Below are 15247 nucleotides of genomic sequence, written 5' to 3'. Positions count from 1 at the left end.
ATTTTTTTCGTTAGTGTCATATAGTGACGATTAACGCTCTTTTATCATTTATTTTGGCAGTATATCTGTATAGATATATCTATATAAGTATACTCATATCATATGCCGAGCCTATCATCGAATTCTCACAGCCATGTGACACCCTGTGTAATTATTGCGAATAAAAACCCAAGCTATCAAATCAAATGTTCTTAACACTTTATGCTATAAATCCTAGCTTAAACGGTTAGATGCTTTGCAGCTCTAGTTTGATAGTCAGCCCATAATGAGCTGACCATTTTTAAACCACCAATCTTTAGAACCGTCAACACTTATGGTTAAGCTATCAACGCTAGAGTGTGGCTTCATGAAGGCATAGTTAGGGCTTCGTTAAGACTTAGGTTCGTTATTACTATCTTCATACTGCTCATCATCGCTGAGCTTCATGCCCAAACGCTCTACCCGTCTATCCATCATCTGGCGAGCCAAGGCCTGCATGTCTTCGACGCGGTCTATCTCATCAACAATTTCAAGACCTAACAATGTCTCAAACACATCTTCTAACGTGACAAGCCCTTTAACTTCACCATATTCGCCGACTGTAATCGCAATATGAATACGGTTTTTTAGCATCAACTCTAACAAGTCAAACAGCTTCATTTTAGAGAAAACAAAAGTGATGTCTCGTTGAAACTGCGTCAACGGCTTGTGCATAGCATGATTAACTTTAGCCAGTAGCATATCGGTTTTTAGGACAAAGCCTGTAATGTTATCCAAATCACCATCGTAGATTGGCAAGCGAGAAAATGTCAGTTTTGGACGATCAACCAATAGCTCAGCAACGGTTTTATTCTCTTCGAATGCAAGCATCACTGACCGCGGGGTCATGATATCTTCGACTTTAATCGCGCCAAACGCGAGCAAGTTACGAATGATACGCGACTCTAGTGGGTCAATTTGACCTGACTCTTCACCGATACTAGCAAGGGCAGCAAACTCACGGCGGCTAAAGGTTTGCGGCTCTTTACCACGTACCAATAGTTTTGTCAGACGCTCTGAGAACCAGATTAATGGGTATAGCAGCATGATGATGCCACGAACGAAATAAGCAACCAAACCACTTAGCTGACGCCAGTAAACTGTACCTAGTGTTTTTGGGATAATTTCAGACAAGAATAAGATAGCAAGCGTCATGAGGGCAGAAAACAGACCAAACCACGCACTACCAAAGACGATCGTAGCCTGTGCACCCGCACCGATAGAGCCAAGTGTATGGGCAACGGTATTTAACGTTAAAATAGCGGCTAGTGACTGGTCAATATTGTCCACTTTCAGGCTTTTAAGCATTTCTGCTTTTTTGGGACTGGTTTCTTGTACATCCGCAATAAACGATGGCGTCATGCTCAGCAAAACAGACTCTGCTAATGAACAGACAAAAGAAACGCCAATAGCGAGTAAGACAAAAAATATCAATAAAGAAACGCTAAGCGCAGTTGGTGCTGCCGCCTCGCTGGATGTTGATACAGCACCAGCTGCCCACACTGCCTGCGGTAGCATAAGAATTGCCAATGCAGATAGTGCTGAAAAAGAAGTATAACCAAATCGAGAACTAGTAGTCATTCTCGGGGGAGGTTCTGCAGATGCGTCTTTACGATGAGCGCGCGGACGACATAAACGAGGTACAAACATAAAAGTGGTGAACAAGTTAGGTAACCTAAAAAGAGTAAAAGGAAGATAATGTCATGAGCAATTTATATTGATTTTTAGATTATCTTTAACAAAGTAATAAAAGACATCTGTCTATCGTATAAATAGTTACTCAAAGCTGATTTAATCGCTATTTCAAAGCCATACTATGCTTCAATAAGCCGTAATATGGTTCAATATGTAGCATACTAAATCCAGGCAATCATTGCCATTTGATAGTAGCATTGATGATACCATTTCACAATAAGTCACCATTTTTAAGTTTTTGTTTTTTGATGACTTTTATTGCCCTACTATTAACGGTTGTATGACGACATCTTTACTAGCCAATTCATGACAGCTATTTAGCCTGAGGCTTTATATAGATTATCTGAATATAGTGAAAACATTGTTGTCCTACCCATTGGCTGATAGTATGCCTTACGCTAAGAAAAACACGCTCAGCCTATGATTAACAGTTACCAAGTCTGGGATTTTTTGTTACTATGCGTCTAATTTTATTATTGTCTATGACTTACTGAGAGATATTATGAGCTTATTTATTCAAGCTGCCCATGCTGCACCAGAGACTGCAGGTGCTGCAGGTCTATTCGGTCAGATTTTACTGCCTGTTGCGTTTTTTGCGATTTTTTACTTCTTGGTCATTCGCCCGCAGTCTAAGCGTACCAAAGAGCACCGTGCCATGGTTAACGCATTGACCGTTGGTAGTGAAATCATTTTTGCTGGTGGCTTAATGGGTCGTATCAAAGCAATCGAAGGCGATTATGCCGTTGTGAGCCTAAACAACAATACTGACGTGAAAGTACAACGTGCTTCTGTTATTTCAGTATTACCTGCTGGCACGATCGAAAGCGTCTAATTAGAATGTTCACTAGCTTTTATTAGTGAAAATTTATTAGTGAACATTCGATAGTCGTCACATTAGCGAATGTAATGACTAAAAAATGACCGTATATGATTTACGGTCATTTTTCGCTATTAACACAGTAAGGTAAAATTGCTATATAAATTAGGCTTACTGTTCAGATGTCCTATCTTTATCCAAGTCAGCCATATGATTTTTGGTGACCGGATAAATAGACATCTGTATTATTTGCTTTACTGTTTTATGCGTTACTATCATCGCGGATGATCGCAATGGTGCATGATGACGGCTGCTGAACATAGCACTCGACCGTTGCTATCGCTAACTTCCCATCTGCTAACTTGTGGCCTACGTCGCCAGTCGTTTATCAACTTAAAGAAGTGATTATGCAATATCCCGCTTGGAAATACTTACTAATTGCCGTCGTGCTACTCGTTGCCGGTCTATATGCTGCCCCCAACCTTTATCCTGACGAACCTGCTGTGCAGATTACGAGCGCAGCCGCAGGAACTCAGCTATCTGAAGGTATCTTGACCGAGTCTCAAAGCTTACTCGAAGAGGCAGGTCTAGATAACCACGATGGTACGTTTGAGGGCAACAGCGCGCTGGTACGCCTCAACAACCCAGTCGATCAGCTAAAAGCGCAAGAAGTGCTACGTCAAAACTTGGGCGAAGACTATGTCGTTGCCCTTAACCTAGCACAGACGACCCCGCAGTGGCTACGTGATATCGGTGCAAGACCGATGAAGCTTGGTCTCGATTTGCGTGGTGGTGTACGCTTTGTACTCGAAGTCGATATGGACAAGGCGCTTGAACAGCGTTTGACCAGTGCCAGTCGTGATATGCGACGTGAGCTACGTGCTGAGCGAGTAGCAATCAAAGGTATCAAAACCGAAGATCGCGGCGTGGTATTGCATTTTGCTGATACTGATACTCGTAACCGTGCCCAAAACGTATTACAAGGCTCGATGAGCAATACGTTCAACTTGCAGTCTTCTATTGATGATCAAGGTCCTGCATTGGTCTTATCGTATAACGATGCGACACTTGACGAAATCAATAGCTACGCGGTCAACCAGAACTTAACGACTCTACGTAACCGTATTGCTGAGCTGGGTGTTACCGAAGCTTTGGTACAGTCGCAAGGCGCTAGCCGTATCGTCGTTGAGCTACCTGGTGTACAAGATACCGCTGAAGCGAAACGTGTACTTGGTCGTACTGCAAACCTTGAGTTCCGTATGGTGGCAGAAGACGCCGACACCTATACTGGCGGCATACCTCCAGCAGGCACAGAAGCATTCCCATTCGAAACACTTGATGGCCCGCCTGTATTGTTAGATCGTCAAGCGATCGTCACCGGGGACAAAGTAACCAACGCGCAAACTGGCTTGGATGAAAGCGGTCTACCTGAAGTAAGTATTACCTTGGACAGTGCTGGCGGCAAGCTCATGCAGAACGCCACTCGTACAGCGGTTGGTCAACAGATGGCTGTATTGTTCATTGAAAACAAACAAAGAATCACTTACGAAGAAGATCCAGCGACTGGTGAGACGACTGAAGTACGCACACCTTATGCTGAAACCAAAGTCATCAACCGCGCCAACATTCAGGCGGTACTGGGTTCATCGTTCCGTATTACTGGTCTAGATAGTAGTGCTGAAGCAGCCGAGCTTGCGCTATTGCTACGCTCGGGCGCACTTGCTGCACCGATGTATTTCGTAGAAGAGCGCACTATTGGTCCATCACTCGGTCAAGAAAACATCGATAAAGGATTGTTCTCTACGCAGGTCGGCTATCTACTAGTCTTCGCGTTTATGATTATCTTCTATCGCTTGTTTGGTGTGATTGCCAACGTTGCGCTAGCTGTTAACGTTATTATTATCATTGCCATTATGTCAATTTTGGGTTCATCACTTACCCTACCTGGTATCGCAGGTATCGTTTTGACCATTGGTATGGCAGTTGATGCCAACGTACTGATTTTTGAGCGAATACGAGAAGAGATTGCCAATGGTGTACGGCCAAAATCAGCCATTGTGGCAGGTTTCGATCGCGCATTTAGCAGTATTTTTGATGCCAACATTACAACCTTATTGGTCGCGTTTATCCTATTTGCGATTGGTACTGGTCCGATTAAAGGCTTTGCGATTACGCTAGCTATTGGTATTGTCAGCTCGCTATTCACCGCTATTTTGGTGACACGTGCACTGGTACAAATTGCTTATGGTAAGCGTAAATCCATCAAAAGTCTGAGCATCGGTTAGGAGAATATTATGGCGATCGATAATAACAACCCTTTAGAACAGCAGAATAATCCTGATCGAAATGGCTCAAACGGTGAGACGACCAATGCAAGTACGCGTCGCCGTAACAAACCGCGTCGTGATGGTAAAGGTAGCAATACTAAAACCAATAACCCTACTACCGCAAAGTCAGGCAAAAGCCCTAGTCGTCGCGGTGGTAAAGGTCAAAATGCCAAAGACAGTCAAGCGCTGTCTACCGCTGTTGATTCTGACGTAATATCAGGCGACGCCGCTGATGATGCAGCAGCTGTCGCTGAAGGTGGCATCAAAGCGGTTGGTAACCAGCGTATCATTCCATTTATGAAGATAGAAAAGCCGATGGCACTACTATCTTTATTTATGGTGATCGGTAGTATCATTGCTATCGCGGTAAATGGTCTGAACTTAGGACTAGACTTTACTGGTGGTGTATCCGCTGATGTTCGTTATGAGCAGCCTGTTGAGCAAGTTGCTGTCGTACAAGCACTAGCAGACAATGGTTTCGATGATGCGGTTGTACAGTACTTAGGTACGCGTGAAGAGCTATTGGTACGTCTGCCCCCTCAGTCTGATAACGTCGATGGGCTAAGCGCAAATCTGACGCAAGCATTGGCACTACCTAGCAACACCGCTACGATTAGCAACGTGAATATCATTGGTAGCCAAGTTGGTAATGAGGTTTATTTAAACTCAGTCATGGCATTGGTATTGGCACTGGTATGTATGCTTGGATATGTTGCCCTACGCTTCCAGTTCAAATTGTCTCTAGGTGCCGTACTGTCACTGTTCCATGATGCCGTCGTAACCATCGGTGTATTTGCACTATTCGGCTTCCCGTTTGATTTGACAGTATTGGCTGCGGTATTGGCATTGATTGGTTATTCATTGAACGATACCATCGTTGTCTATGACCGTATCCGTGAAAACTTCCGCCGTGTTCGCGGAATTACGCCAGAACAGACGATTGATTTGTCATTGACCGAGACGCTACGCCGTACGATTATGACCATTTCAACTGTTTTGTTGGTCGTACTAGCCATGCTCTTCTTGGGCGGTGATGGGTTATACTGGTTCTCAGTAGCTCTGTTTATTGGCTTGCTTGCGGGTACTTACTCATCGACTTATATTGCCAGCTCGATTCCGCTGCGCATGGGTCTGTCGCGTGATGACTTTATCGTAAAAGTAAAACCAGAGTTTGAAGAAGAAATCGTTACTTTCAATGATCCAAAAATGTTTGAGCAAGACAACGTCTAGTAAGGTATATTAGATGGATTGATACGCTGAACTAGCGTGTCATCAATCTTTATAGACCTACTGAGTGCACAGCTACAATGTTTAAATAAGAGCACCTGACTCATGAATAATGAGTCTAGGTGCTTTTGTCTTTATAGCTATTTTGTCTCTTATATTAAATGTACTGCCTTACGAGTCTATTATCATTTAACGAACACACCTCTTTATCGTCTAAGTATAAACGAGCCACCCATGTCAGCTAATTCCGAAACTTCTCACGCGATTCCACCTATTGATACAAGCTATAAGCGTATTATCGCGATTGCGCTGCCTGTGCTACTGGCTAATTTGGCTATGCCATTGCAGAGCGTCATTGATACGGCCATTGTCGGCAATATGAATGACACGGCGAAACTTGCTGGTATGGGTTTGGCCATACAGCTGCTGTCGCTATTGCTTGTTAGCTTTAACTTTTTGCAGTATGCATCATCTGGGCTTGCTGCGCAGGCATTGGGACAACTGGCTAATAATAATAGCAATATATCAGCTGTATCAGCACCTACGCCTTTACTGTCTATCTTACAGCGCGCGTTACTATTGGCATTTGTTATTGGAGCAATATTGCTACTCGCAAAGCCATGGCTGATTGATTTTGGCTTAAAAGCACTGTCAGCTAATCCTGAAAGTGGACGCGCAGCAAAAACCTACTTAGACATACGCTTTTGGGGCGTGATCGCAGAACTGATGAACTTTGCATTTATTGGTTGGTTTGCAGGACAAGGTAAGACCCGTTATATGCTTTATCAGCAAGGCTTTATTGCCGTACTTAATATCGTACTGACTCTGTTTTTTGTATTTGCAATGCAGATGGGATTGGCTGGTGTCGCACTAGGAACCACTATCGCATTTTGGTTTGGAATACTGATGGCATTATGGTTGAGCCGCCAACATCTAAAAATATCGTGGGCTGTATTATTCAAAGCGGATCGACAGTATTTTACGAAAGAAAAAATGCTTAGGCTATTTTCTTTAAACAAAGATATCTTTGTACGTACTCTTATTTTAACGCTAAGCTTTGCTTGGATTACTCGACTGTCTGCCCAAAGCGGTGATGTCATACTGGCCGCCAACGCTATTTTATTGCAAGTATTAAGCATATCTGCCTTCGCTTTAGATGGTGTCGCTGTCTCTGCTGAAACATTGAGTGGGCAAGCCGCAGGGCGACGTGACTGGCCACGTTTTCGTATTATTGTGAAGCGTACAGGCGTGGTTAGTTATGGTCTTGCTATCATGTTGAGCGCCATTTGGTGGCTTTCGATGCCTACGTATTTGGGATTTATGACCAATATTGAGTCGGTGTTTACCCTCGCCTATGACTACCATTTATACGCTGTATTATTGCCTCTTGTCGGTGTTGGTGCCTATTGGCTGGATGGGATATTTTTCGGTTTGACGGCTGGTAGCGTGATCCGTAATGCGGCGCTGATACTGGCTGCTATTTTCTTTCCGTTGAGTTGGCTGCTCTATCAACAATGGGATATGACAGGTATTTGGCTTAGCGTGTGGTGTCTATTATTATTGAGACTAGTCATTCTAGGTGGGTTTTTGTACCGTGCCAATCAGACTGACAGCTATGAAAAACTACAACCTGAAGCTTAGTTAATTTTATACTATGTTTGCTCTATCAATTTTCGATAGAACGTTTTTATTAAGCTCGTCTTTCACTTTTTAATTTTACAGCAATACCGTTTGAATCAATAATTTTTATATCGATAGATTTATAAAAATATCATAAGAAAAATTTAGGATGTTATGTGAATACTCATTCAAATGAATTAAGCCATCAACATGAAAACCGTTACCACTGGGCTGAGGGCTTTAAGAAAAGCTTGCCAGTTGCTATGGGCTATTTGCCTGCCGGTATTGCCTTTGGTGTACTCGCACAGGTAGCAGGTATCCCGATATGGGCAACGATTATGCTCAGTATCGTTCTCTATGCTGGTGCAGCTCAGTATGCTTGTCTGCCAATGCTGAGCGCGGGCCTACCGATTGGCAATATCGCCACCAATATTGCTGCGATTAATCTACGTCATGTATTCTATGGTATGCCGTTATTACAGTATTTACCAAAAAATAAGCTGGCCAAGACGTATTGTCTGTTCGCTTTGACTGATGAGACTTTTTCGATCATGACAAGCTTGCCAAATGAGTCACGACGAGCGCTAATACTTCCTATCAGCTTCTTTAACCAAAGTTGGTGGGTGCTTGCGAGTACGGTTGGCGTAATGATTGGTAGTACGCTCAGTGACTGGGTGCCAAATTTAGATTTTGCGTTGGTTTGTCTGTTTGCAATTCTCGCTTATGAGCAATTTCAAAGTATCAAACGCTACTTCCCCATTGGTATTGCCGTGCTTGGCTTAATCATTGCTTCGCTATTTACCAGTGACTGGTTGCTACTAGTAGCCATCACTATCTGTATGTTTATGATCTTGGTACGTGGGTTTTGGATAGAGCGTCAAAAGACGGGAGACTCTTATGACCAGTAGTTATCTTATTTTTGCTACGCTTGCCATGGCAGCTGTGACCTTTATCACTCGTGCGCTACCCGCACTGATACCTAGAAAGCTGCTAGATACACCTTGGCTACATCGATTAAATGAGAGCTTGCCATTATCAGTGATGGTATTACTTATTTTGACTAGCCTCTCCTATCAAGACCTATCGACGACTGTTACTTTAAGCGATACCGAGTTGCATCTATTAATGGCACAAATCGGCGCACTTATTTTGGTATTGTTTATCTATCATATCAGCCGTCAGCTTTTGGTCAGTATGGTTGTCGGTATAGCAGCAATCAATGGTCTATTTTGGTTATTTAACAGCTTCTTAGGCTAAAACTGTTTCGACCATTTATATAAACGTCAGTACCATTGGCTATATTTTAAACATAAAAAAGCTAGATTCTATTCAGAATCTAGCTTTTTCTTATTTCAGAATAATGGCTTTAGTACGACTTAAAGCTCTTCTACGCCCATCATATCAACTGGGGTATCAGCCACTATTTGTACACCTTTTTTACCAGTCTTGGCAGTATCGTTACGCTGCTCTTGCAGGTGATCAAGATACGCTTCATTGATTTGGCCAGTGATGTAGCAGCCGTTAAATACCGCACAATCAAAGCCTTCTACTCGGCTATGCTTGGTATCTTTTACTGCGTCAATCAAATCATCCAAATCTTGGAAAATCAAACGATCGGCGCCGATGATATCACGCACTTCTTCAACGCTATTACCCGAAGCAATAAGCTCGCTACGTACGGGCATATCAATACCGTATACGTTTGGAAATTTCACTGGTGGCGCAGCACTGGCAAAAAACACCTTGTTAGCACCAGCATCTCGTGCCATTTGAATGATTTCATGACAGGTCGTACCACGAACGATAGAATCATCAACCAACAGTACGTTTTTACCTTTGAACTCTAGCGGCACAGCACTTAGTTTCTGGCGAACTGATTTTTTGCGCTGCTGCTGTCCTGGCATAATAAACGTGCGACCGATGTAGCGGTTTTTCATAAACCCTTCACGGTACTTGACGTTCATTTTTAGCGCCAGCTCCATCGCTGAAGTACGAGACGTATCTGGAATTGGAATGACCACGTCGATATCATGATCATCACCCCATTCAGCAAGGATTTTATCTGCCAGTTTTTCACCCATGCGTAGGCGTGATTTATAAACTGAGATATTGTCCATAATCGAATCTGGGCGAGCAAAGTAAACATATTCAAAGATACAAGGCGTGTATTCTTTTTGCTCGACGCACTGATGCGTATGTAGCTTATGGTTCAAATCAATGAAAATTGCTTCGCCTGGTTTTACATCACGAACGATAGTGAAGCCAGAACCTGTCAATGCAACTGATTCAGAGGCAACCATATACTCAGTGCCGCCATTCGGTGCCATACGCTTACCAAAGATAAGTGGACGGATACCGTTTGGATCACGGAATGCAAGTAAGCCATGACCAGTGATCAGAGCGACAACGCCATAAGCGCCTTCACAGCGTTTATAGACGGCTTTTACTGCTTCAAAGATATCATCAGCAGTTGGATGTGTTTTGCCTAGATTCTGCATCTCATGCGCCAGTACGTTTAACAGTACTTCAGAATCTGAGTCAGTATTAAGGTGGCGGCGATCTTCGATATACAAAGATTTGGCCAAACTCTCAGCATTGGTCAAGTTACCATTATGCGCAAGGGTAATACCATATGGTGAGTTGACATAAAATGGCTGCGCTTCAGCGCTGCTAGAAGTACCAGCTGTCGGGTAACGAACGTGACCGATACCAAACTTACCAACCAGTTTCATCATATGACGATTCATAAATACGTCACGTACCATGCCATTTTCTTTACGTAGATAGAGTCGCCCATCTTGCAAAGTGACAATACCTGCTGCATCTTGCCCGCGATGCTGTAGCATCGTCAAACCGTCATAAAGAATCTGATTGACTGGTTCGTGAGCTGCAACTCCAATGACTCCACACATAATAGCTATATCCTATTTTGACTCATACATTAGTACGACAATAACGGCAAACTTAACGACAGTATATTGCTAAAATCACTCACTGTCGCACGCCGCTAACCTGATGATATTGTAAGAAACTTAACGAGATTTTTCGATAATCTATGTTTGATTATCAATGACACGTGCAAACATTTAGAAGTATAAAAAGAAGTAAAATAATAGACAATTAGATAAAATAATAGGCAATTAAACAATTACGACTGATTGACCTGATCCCAAGCCATGCCTAACACATCTGATACCAACGCCTTGCCCATCGGTGCATATGGCATTAGCTCTGGCGCTAGTACTGAGGTTTGCCACTGCGGCATCTGTACTAGCAATGGCGCACTGACGCTCAGTACAACCAAGACCATCAATACGTTTTTGGCAGCACCCAATACGCCGCCCGCCATTTTGTCCAAGACGCCCAAACGTAAGGTTTTGAGCACGCCTGAGAATACAAACGCCATCAGATGCATGATTGCCAAGATCGCAATCACTACCAATAAAAAAGCCATTGCCATCTGTAGTACAGGATTTTGTACGATACCCGTCAATTGGGGCGACACTACTCCTGCCAGCCTAGTAGCAGCGATAAGGGCGATAAACCAACCTACCAAGCCTATTGCTGTTTTAATCAGTCCTACTTGAAAGCCGCGCCATAAGCCAATCAAGACAACAATAGCAATCACAATATCTAAACCACTCATGCTCTACGCCTTATTACCTTATTTATTGGATTAACTTTCCATGGCATCGTAATAGCCACCGATTGCCTGAATGCAAGACTGCACCAGTCCAGGACCACGATAAATAAGCCCCGTATAGAGCTGTACCATGTCTGCGCCTGCTTCGATTTTTTTGACGGCTTTGGCACCACTATCGATACCACCCACGCCTATCAAAGCGACTTTACCATCTAACTGATCAGAGAATTGTTGCAAAATCTGGGTACTAATATGACTCACAGGACGACCAGATAAGCCGCCCATTTGGTCGCCATCACGCAAGTCTTCGACACCTATGCGGCTTAGTGTTGTATTGGTCGCAATCAAACCATCAATCTCAAAATCTATTAGCTGCTGTGAGATATAATCCACTTGCAGAGGCTCTAAATCAGGAGCAACTTTCAGCACCAGTGGCACATAAAAACCATATTCATTGGCCAGTTGACTGTGACGGTTCTTGATGGTGTCCATCAAACGAGTTAGGGCCTCGCCGCTTTGCAAATCACGTAAATTCTTAGTATTCGGCGATGAGATATTGACCGTGATATATGAGGCATGCGGATAGGCGCGCTCTAAACAATAGACATAATCATCGGCAGCTTGCTCTACTGGCGTATCAGCGTTTTTACCAATGTTGATACCGATATTACCTTTATACTTGCAGCGTTTGACATTATCGATCAGATAATCGATACCTTCATTGTTAAAGCCCATACGATTGATAATCGCATCTGCTTGCTTGATTCTGAACAGTCTTGGCTTATCGTTGCCTACTTGCGGTCTTGGTGTCACTGTCCCTACTTCGATAAAACCAAAGCCCAGCTCTGCGAGTGCATCGATATAGTCACCGTTTTTGTCCAAGCCTGCGGCCAGACCAACTGGGTTAGAGAACTGCAAACCCATACAGTCTGTTGGTTGCATTGACTGACCATACGCCAAGCCTAAAACACGCGCTTTATGCGCTTTATCCAATAAAGATAGCGTCATCTCATGGGCGTGTTCGGGATCCATATTAAACAAAAAAGGACGAAGTAAGGCATAAGACATAGTGATGGCAGACCCTGCTTGGAAGAAATAGTGAATAAAAAATGCGAATGAAATCGGGCGCAGCGATTATATCAGCTTAACAGAAATAAGAGCAAAGTTTCAGTCGCTAAATTTCTACATTTAAGCAGTAACCAATGCTGATGAGTCTCTGCTAAATAACAATGAATTGTCGTTTTCTAAGCTAAAGACATAGCACAAAGGTACTCTTAAAAATCTACGGTACTGGACGCCCATCAGTCAACGCAATCCAACCACGTATAATGCGATATAAATGCCAGATAAAGGTAAAAGTCATAATGAGCAAACCAAGACCAGCTAATAATATTGAGCCAATAGCGATATTGCCACTATCCGCCAATACGCTAACGCCAAAGCCGCCTAGTGCGAAGGTAATCAAAATAATGCCAATGACGAACCAAACGATACTGTACCAAAAGGTCTTGATTTGCCAATCGAAATGCGTGGCTAACCATGACCCATTAGCATCATGGCGCTTGGCATAATTCATGACAATCGGCACAATCCACAGTAAACCCGCAGTAAAGTAGCTGATCACATATAAGAAATAAGTGATGTGGTTATAAGTAATTAACGAACGGCGCTTATCGTTGCTCATACTGTTCCGCATTATGTGAGGTTTTCCTTACTGGTAATATTTTTGTTCGATAGTAATATGGTTAACTATTTAATGGAGCCAGATAAATGGCTTTTCAATGATACCAACGATAAAGCATTATTTTGCTGTCGAGGATTGAGTGTCGAGTACTAAGCATACAGTGATATAAGTATCTAAAATTTCTGACATAAGCATCTAAAATATTTATCACAAAATGATGCATTTTAAGAAGTGACCGTTGCTTGTACCTGAATAGATTTATTGGTCAGGTCTTGCTGCATAGATAGCTGTGTAAATTGCCAGCCTTGCTGTTCAAGCTTACCCAGTGCAGTGCTGACAACCGCTTGACTAGGATGCGTAAAGCTCAGTTGCACTGCATCACCAGTCTCAACCACCTGAGCATCTGCTATACCTGAGTTATTGAGCAGAGCATTGATACGACTAGCGGGTGGCATATCAGACTCTCCAGTAGCGTTATTCCCAGTATTCAATGCACTACTATCAATATTACCTGCTTGAGCACGCAACCAAAAATAATCCGCCACTTGCTCCTGATAGTCGTTTTTACTATCGCTCGCTGCTTGATGAACGCTATAGCCACCATAGCCGCCAATAAACAACAGCAGAAATACAGACAATATAGCTAATGCTAGCTGATCACGGGGAGGTAATCCTTGCCAGCGCGTCGTTAGTACATTTTGATAATTATTCATACGCTCTGACAATACATGAGCCTTAATACTGGTTGCAGAGACCGCTGCATTACGTTTGGTACGGCGTTGTAATCGTTTCATGTTTTGACCTTTATTACCAATACCTTGATGAATTACGACGCTGCCGCATTGCTTGTCATGTCGCTGTTTTCTACAATATTGTTTTCTACCACATTGACAGTGACTTGACCACTAAACTGACCTTGCTCATTACTATTCACTTGTGCAAGTTTGGCATTTAAGCCTTGTGCTACCAGCGTGCTCGTGAATTTATCAAGACTACCGCGATCTGGAGCAATCAAGGTAAAACTGAGCGCTGATGGCTGCATGACCAGTGACTGTGCATGCAATGAGGACTGTTTAATTAATGGTGATATGCGTGACAGTGCGGCCATATGCGATGCAGGCGCTTGGCTATCGCTACGCAGTTTTGGTTGCAGCTGTACTTGCAATTTGGTGCGCGTACTCAGTGGCTCATTGGCAAACCAAGACTGATATTGTGCCGCAATTGCAGTCTTGGTTGCTGCGGTTGCTTGATTATACTTATACCACTGTACACCATCGGTTGCCATTTGCAGCACTAACGCTGATAGCGCAACCATCATTGCCATCCGTAGGTATGGTGATAGTTGTGAGTCATTAGATTTCATAAAGAAATTAAGCGCGTGACGTTCGGGACTGTCAATTGGCTTAGGTACTGTAGGCAGGGTCGTCAGCAATAGCTGATGATCAGCGATCAACGTTTTAGTTTGCGCCACTAACTCTAGCGTCGATGAGGAATCTAGCGAGTCAAGCGATGCGTCAATAGCTGCCTCAATAGAAGGCAACACCATTACCTCACTTAAATGCGGGAAACGCTCAAACATTAGTGGTAAATAGCTGACGGCCATACCTTGACGCAATGATTGGCGCAGCAGCATAGTCTGCGAATCTTGATAAAGAGTCACTTGCTGACCTGCGCCCTCTTCTGGCGGTGGCAACAATAAAAAATCTGGCAGTAACGCTACTATATTCATACCGGCTAGCTGCGCGCTTTGTTGCCACGACTCAATATCGTTTTGTGCCAGTGCATACAATTGCGTCGTATCAGCATGGCTCAATTGGCGGATGTTCAATTGCTCAATAGGTGTTAATGAAGTTTCTTCAAATAAGTATTGCTTGCCGCCATTACCAAGCTGTTTAAGCTGAGCAGCATTAAGTGCCGTATCCACTTGCAATGCATGACTTGAGGGAAAATATAGACAAAGCGCCTTTTGGCTATTGGACTTATAGTTACCATAGATTGTCTGTAGCTGTTGCCAACCATCAACCATTTGCCATTGCTGTATATCTTCGTGCCAGACAGCTAGCGGGCTATGCTGCGCTCGTAACCAAACATGTAACACTGAACGTGTCCTCAATTATTGCTGCGGTTATCAAAATATTGTTAAGGTTGATACGGTTTTTAAAATAACTGAATGACTTTATACGATTAATAGCTGGCATGCTTCTCGCAAATACCAT

13 protein-coding genes are annotated in these 15247 nt (G+C 43.3%); 6 read left to right on the top strand and 7 right to left on the bottom strand.

Annotated features, from left to right (window positions below; all coding sequences use genetic code 11):
• Window positions 1-369: 369 nt before the first annotated feature.
• A complete protein-coding gene (locus tag CXF62_RS13535) occupies window positions 370-1668 on the bottom strand; it encodes a CNNM domain-containing protein (protein ID WP_102090979.1) in 1299 nt (432 codons plus the stop codon).
• A gap of 547 nt (window positions 1669-2215) precedes the next feature.
• Between CXF62_RS13535 and yajC the strand changes: the two genes are divergently transcribed.
• The 6 genes from yajC (at window position 2216) to CXF62_RS13505 (ending at window position 8961) form a co-directional block, all read left to right on the top strand.
• The gene (gene yajC, locus CXF62_RS13530) at window positions 2216-2545 is read left to right on the top strand and encodes a preprotein translocase subunit YajC (protein WP_057759529.1); all 330 of its coding nucleotides are present in this window, start codon (window positions 2216-2218) and stop codon (window positions 2543-2545) included.
• A gap of 392 nt (window positions 2546-2937) precedes the next feature.
• Window positions 2938-4815, top strand: coding sequence for a protein translocase subunit SecD (gene secD, locus CXF62_RS13525; RefSeq protein WP_101205370.1), 1878 nt, complete (start codon window positions 2938-2940; stop codon window positions 4813-4815).
• Between the two features lie 9 nt (window positions 4816-4824).
• On the top strand, window positions 4825-6087 hold the full coding sequence (secF, locus tag CXF62_RS13520; protein ID WP_102094786.1) for a protein translocase subunit SecF: 1263 nt from the start codon (window positions 4825-4827) through the stop codon (window positions 6085-6087).
• A gap of 231 nt (window positions 6088-6318) precedes the next feature.
• On the top strand, window positions 6319-7725 hold the full coding sequence (locus CXF62_RS13515) for an MATE family efflux transporter (protein WP_102094785.1): 1407 nt from the start codon (window positions 6319-6321) through the stop codon (window positions 7723-7725).
• A 155-nt stretch (window positions 7726-7880) separates the two neighbouring features.
• Window positions 7881-8612: an AzlC family ABC transporter permease gene (locus tag CXF62_RS13510; RefSeq protein ID WP_228153251.1), complete on the top strand. Its 732-nt coding sequence runs from the start codon at window positions 7881-7883 to the stop codon at window positions 8610-8612.
• The gene (locus CXF62_RS13505; RefSeq protein WP_102094784.1) at window positions 8602-8961 is read left to right on the top strand and encodes an AzlD domain-containing protein; all 360 of its coding nucleotides are present in this window, start codon (window positions 8602-8604) and stop codon (window positions 8959-8961) included. The genes CXF62_RS13510 and CXF62_RS13505 overlap by 11 nt, the downstream gene beginning before the upstream one ends.
• Window positions 8962-9080: 119 nt before the next feature.
• Here the strand turns inward: CXF62_RS13505 and purF are convergent, their stop codons facing one another.
• From purF to gspL, 6 genes are all read right to left on the bottom strand, one after another.
• Window positions 9081-10616, bottom strand: coding sequence for an amidophosphoribosyltransferase (gene purF / locus CXF62_RS13500; protein WP_102094783.1), 1536 nt, complete (start codon window positions 10614-10616; stop codon window positions 9081-9083).
• A 236-nt stretch (window positions 10617-10852) separates the two neighbouring features.
• Window positions 10853-11350 carry a CvpA family protein gene (locus CXF62_RS13495; RefSeq protein ID WP_057759516.1) on the bottom strand — a complete coding sequence of 166 codons (498 nt, stop codon included), beginning with the start codon at window positions 11348-11350 and terminating at the stop codon, window positions 10853-10855.
• Window positions 11351-11380: 30 nt separating this feature from the next.
• Window positions 11381-12415 (bottom strand): quinone-dependent dihydroorotate dehydrogenase, encoded by a 1035-nt coding sequence (locus CXF62_RS13490; protein WP_102094782.1) that lies wholly within the window; start codon window positions 12413-12415, stop codon window positions 11381-11383.
• A 214-nt stretch (window positions 12416-12629) separates the two neighbouring features.
• Window positions 12630-13031 carry a DUF4870 family protein gene (locus CXF62_RS13485; RefSeq protein ID WP_227526596.1) on the bottom strand — a complete coding sequence of 134 codons (402 nt, stop codon included), beginning with the start codon at window positions 13029-13031 and terminating at the stop codon, window positions 12630-12632.
• A gap of 224 nt (window positions 13032-13255) precedes the next feature.
• On the bottom strand, window positions 13256-13825 hold the full coding sequence (gene gspM / locus CXF62_RS13480) for a type II secretion system protein GspM (protein ID WP_102094780.1): 570 nt from the start codon (window positions 13823-13825) through the stop codon (window positions 13256-13258).
• Window positions 13826-13857: 32 nt separating this feature from the next.
• Window positions 13858-15129, bottom strand: coding sequence for a type II secretion system protein GspL (gspL, locus tag CXF62_RS13475; protein WP_102094779.1), 1272 nt, complete (start codon window positions 15127-15129; stop codon window positions 13858-13860).
• Window positions 15130-15247: the final 118 nt, after the last annotated feature.

Source organism: Psychrobacter sp. MES7-P7E (genome assembly GCF_002863645.1).
Taxonomy (GTDB): Bacteria; Pseudomonadota; Gammaproteobacteria; order Pseudomonadales; family Moraxellaceae; genus Psychrobacter.
The sequence above is the reverse complement of the archived record's forward strand: the minus strand, read 5'-3'. Positions and strand labels throughout refer to the sequence as shown.

What these genes read in the sequence shown, in the direction of transcription:
- CXF62_RS13535 (WP_102090979.1), bottom strand. Translation starts at nt 1,668, where the DNA reads ATGTTTGTACCTCGTTTATGTCGTCCGCGCGCTCATCGTAAAGACGCA.
- CXF62_RS13505 (WP_102094784.1), top strand. Translation starts at nt 8,602, where the DNA reads ATGACCAGTAGTTATCTTATTTTTGCTACGCTTGCCATGGCAGCTGTG.
- CXF62_RS13495 (WP_057759516.1), bottom strand. Translation starts at nt 11,350, where the DNA reads ATGAGTGGTTTAGATATTGTGATTGCTATTGTTGTCTTGATTGGCTTA.
- yajC (WP_057759529.1), top strand. Translation starts at nt 2,216, where the DNA reads ATGAGCTTATTTATTCAAGCTGCCCATGCTGCACCAGAGACTGCAGGT.
- CXF62_RS13490 (WP_102094782.1), bottom strand. Translation starts at nt 12,415, where the DNA reads ATGTCTTATGCCTTACTTCGTCCTTTTTTGTTTAATATGGATCCCGAA.
- purF (WP_102094783.1), bottom strand. Translation starts at nt 10,616, where the DNA reads ATGTGTGGAGTCATTGGAGTTGCAGCTCACGAACCAGTCAATCAGATT.
- secF (WP_102094786.1), top strand. Translation starts at nt 4,825, where the DNA reads ATGGCGATCGATAATAACAACCCTTTAGAACAGCAGAATAATCCTGAT.
- CXF62_RS13485 (WP_227526596.1), bottom strand. Translation starts at nt 13,031, where the DNA reads ATGAGCAACGATAAGCGCCGTTCGTTAATTACTTATAACCACATCACT.
- gspM (WP_102094780.1), bottom strand. Translation starts at nt 13,825, where the DNA reads ATGAAACGATTACAACGCCGTACCAAACGTAATGCAGCGGTCTCTGCA.
- CXF62_RS13515 (WP_102094785.1), top strand. Translation starts at nt 6,319, where the DNA reads ATGTCAGCTAATTCCGAAACTTCTCACGCGATTCCACCTATTGATACA.
- secD (WP_101205370.1), top strand. Translation starts at nt 2,938, where the DNA reads ATGCAATATCCCGCTTGGAAATACTTACTAATTGCCGTCGTGCTACTC.